General features: G+C 50.6%; 3 protein-coding genes and 2 tRNA genes. 2 read left to right on the top strand and 3 right to left on the bottom strand.

All coding sequences use genetic code 11. The features are described 5' to 3' along the window. Positions 1-4: 4 nt before the first annotated feature. Positions 5-80, bottom strand: a tRNA-Thr gene (locus ABYW01_RS16815). 51 nt (positions 81-131) lie between these two features. Next, positions 132-208 (bottom strand) — tRNA-Arg (locus ABYW01_RS16810). A gap of 358 nt (positions 209-566) precedes the next feature. On the opposite strand from ABYW01_RS16810, the gene ABYW01_RS16805 reads away from it, so the two are divergent. Next, entirely contained in the window at positions 567-983 is a 417-nt protein-coding gene (locus ABYW01_RS16805) for a cytochrome c5 family protein (protein WP_371871804.1), read from the top strand. Positions 984-1,052: 69 nt separating this feature from the next. On the opposite strand, the gene rep is transcribed toward ABYW01_RS16805, so the two are convergent. Next, positions 1,053-3,062 (bottom strand): DNA helicase Rep, encoded by a 2,010-nt coding sequence (rep, locus tag ABYW01_RS16800; protein WP_372834923.1) that lies wholly within the window; start codon positions 3,060-3,062, stop codon positions 1,053-1,055. A gap of 255 nt (positions 3,063-3,317) precedes the next feature. Between rep and ABYW01_RS16795 the strand changes: the two genes are divergently transcribed. After that, the coding region (locus ABYW01_RS16795; protein WP_372834920.1) for a hypothetical protein at positions 3,318-3,572 on the top strand (255 nt) is incomplete at its 3' end.

Raw genomic sequence — 3,572 nt, 5'->3', positions numbered from 1 at the left:
TAAATGGTGCCGCCACCAAGAGTCGAACTCGGGACCTACTGATTACAAGTCAGTTGCTCTACCAGCTGAGCTATAGCGGCACATATCTCAAAGAGATGTTTACAAACTCCCACCAACCACCTAATAAAAAATGGCGCGCCTGGAGGGATTCGAACCCCCGACCAACAGGATCGGAACCTGCTACTCTATCCAGCTGAGCTACAGGCGCTAGGAAGTGTTTGCAGGCGCCAATATTACGTATCTGCGACCCATTTGCCAAGTCTTTGTTCATGCGGGTTTAGGGCGGTTAAAGATTGATCGGCCCAGATGGTTAAGACGTACAAAAAACAGACAGCTAAGTTTGTTAATTCAGGTCAAAAAACGGGCAAATAGCGCGCCAAAATGGATGCTTTTACCTATTTCACCTTAGACCTTTGCCAAAGCCCCGTTTCCGTTGTGCGTATTTACCGTTATAATGCCCGCCGATTAAGTTTTGCGCAGTGGAGTCTGCACTCGCTCGTGAGGGGCATCCGGCAGACCAGACTGTGAAATATTTTTAAATTTAGGATGATTGTGAGGTCGTAACTGTGAAGAAATTTGCTTCTATGCTGTGCGCTCTGGGGCTGGGCTTTATGCTGGCTACTTCTGTTCAGGCGGCTACTGAAGAAGAAAAAATTATTGAGCGTATCAAAGCGGTAGGCTCTGTTTGCGTAGAAGGCGACGACACTTGCGGTGGCGCTCCTGCGGTTGCGGCTTCCGGCGGTGCTCGTTCTGCTGAAGACGTTTACAACACTAAATGTGCTGCTTGTCACGGTACTGGTGTTGCTGGCGCTCCTAAATTCGGCACAGCTGATTGGGCTGACCGTGCAGGTAAAGGCATGGAAACTCTGATGGCGAACGCGATCAACGGTATCAATGCAATGCCACCACGTGGTACTTGTGCTGACTGTTCTGACGACGAGATTCAGGGTTCTATCCAGTACATGCTGGACAGCGCTAAATAATTTAGCCTGAGTCGAAAAAAAAGGCCGCTGATGAGCGGCCTTTTTTGTGTCTGATATTCAGTGGTTGATTCAATCAAACATGTTACGCAGGTTGGATAACGTGGCCTGACCCCGTTCACGACTGCGCACCGGACAACTTTCTGATCCACCTTCAATATCCAGATCATCCTGTGGCAACTCGGCGATAAACCGGCTTGGCGCACAATCCACCACTTCACCGTATTGCTTACGCTGCTTCGCCAATGTCATGGTCAGGGTTTCACGGGCACGGGTGATCCCTACGTACGCCAGACGGCGTTCCTCTTCGATATTGTCGGTTTCAATACTGTTGCGATGGGGTAACAACTCCTCTTCCATGCCCATCAGGAACACGTGCGGAAACTCCAGACCTTTGGAGGCGTGCAGGGTCATCAGCTGCACCCGGTTGTCATCCTCATCTTCCGCCTGTTGATCCAGCATATCGAGCAACATCAAACGGGCGATGGTTTCCTTCAGGCCGGCATCGGGGTCATCTTCCTGCAACCGTTCCAGTGTGTTTTTCAGGGAATCGACCAGAAACCAGACATTCTGGATACGTTTATCACCCATCGCTTCACTGGAACTGTTCTGCCGGATCCAACCTTCGTAATCAATATCCATGATCAACTCGCGCACAGCGTCGATCGGATCACCCTGCTCGCTCTTACGGTAGATATTGTGCATCCACTTACAGAACCGGCGCAACCGATCCACCGCCGCGGCAGGCAACGATTGCTCCAGCCCCAGCTCATCACAGGCCGCAAACATGCCGATCTGACGTTCGACCGAATACTGACCCAACTTCTGCAAAGTACTTGGCCCGATTTCACGGCGCGGCAAGTTGATGATACGCAGGAAAGCGTTGTCGTCGTCCGGATTCACCAGCACCTTGAGATAGGACATCAGGTCTTTGATTTCTGCCCGCGCAAAAAACGAGGTGCCGCCACTCAGCTTGTAAGGCACCTGATAGGATTGCAGTTTCATCTCCATCAGGCGTGCCTGAAAGTTCCCGCGGTACAACACGGCAAAATCTTTGAACTGCACCTTTTTGCGCAGGTGCTGATCGAGGATTTCGGTGGCGATTCGTTCACACTCAGCATCTTCATTCCGGGTGTGGATAACCCGAAGTTCATCGCCAAACCCCATTTCACTCCACAAGGTCTTTTCGAAGACGTGTGGATTATTCGCGATCAGGGTATTGGCCGCCTTCAGGATACGGCTGGTTGAGCGGTAATTCTGCTCAAGTTTCACCACCTTCAAAGACGGAAAGTCCTCGTTTAGCTGCACCAGGTTTTCAGGTCTCGCACCACGCCATGCATAAATAGACTGATCATCGTCACCCACCACGGTCAGTGCGCCGCGATGGCCGACCAGCTGACGCACCAGCCGGTACTGAGACAAGTTGGTATCCTGATACTCATCCACTAGCAAATAACGGATACGATTTTGCCAGCGATCCAGCACATCCGGATGTTCGGTAAACAACTTCACCGGGATCAGGATCAGATCGTCAAAATCCACCGCGTTATAGGCACGCAGATGCGTGTTGTACGATTCATATGCACGTGCCGCGAGAATATCCTGCGGCAGCTGAGCCGTTGCCAACGCGGTTTCCGGCTCTACCATGTCGTTCTTCCAGTTCGAGATCTGATGCACCACCGCGTCAACCTGATCGGTATCTTCGCCGTTATGCAGCATCAGATCTTTCAACAGGGCCTTGCTGTCCTGATCATCAAAGATCGAAAACCCTGGTTTAAAACCCAACACCCTATGTTCTTTACGGATGATATTGAGACCCAGGTTATGGAATGTGGAGACCGTCAGCCCTTTGGTTGGCTTGCCCACCAGCAGCGACGATACACGCTCTTTCATCTCGCGTGCCGCTTTGTTGGTAAACGTCACTGCGGCTACATTGTGTGCAGACACACCGCACTCATTGATCAGGTACGCAATCTTCCGGGTAATCACACTGGTTTTGCCGGAGCCAGCACCGGCCAACACCAGCAACGGGCCGCTGATGTAGTTCACTGCCTCCCGCTGACGAGGGTTTAATCGGGACATTTAAGCAACACTCCGGAATTTTAGTCGACACAAGCACTTGAATAATAATTCAAAAAAGGTAACTTCTGGCCGTGGTTTAAACAACAAGTAACTCATAACACACTGAGAACAAACAAATTAAAACGTACGTTTGAAATCCAACTCAAGAACACTATATGATGCAGATACTGTCAACACTCAATTATGGCATGTTCGCATTTCTACAACATGGATCAGTTAAACCCAGAGCCCTTAGTGTAAAGGGGGAAACGTCCGATGTTATCGGCACCCAAACAGCTTAAAAACAGTCAGCCACGGTTGTTATTAATCGATGGTGACAGCGGCTGCTGTGATCGGCTGCGTGATATTTTAGGTATCACCGCGACACAATTGCTCTGTTTTCCAACCCTGCACGCGCTGTCTGCGGAATCTTTACATGCCGACGACATTGTTCTGTTGGGGTTAAGCGATTGTGACGAGGAAGCGTTCCATACATTACGCCTGCTCACCGCTCAACTACCGACCCAGCCC

The sequence above is a fragment of the Pontibacterium sp. genome (assembly GCF_041587635.1).
GTDB lineage: Bacteria > Pseudomonadota > Gammaproteobacteria > Pseudomonadales > Balneatricaceae > Pontibacterium.
This window is presented reverse-complemented; position numbering and strand designations above follow the sequence as displayed.

Excerpts from the sequence above, each read along its gene's own strand:
- rep (WP_372834923.1), bottom strand. The coding sequence starts at position 3,062 with ATGTCCCGATTAAACCCTCGTCAGCGGGAGGCAGTGAACTACATCAGC.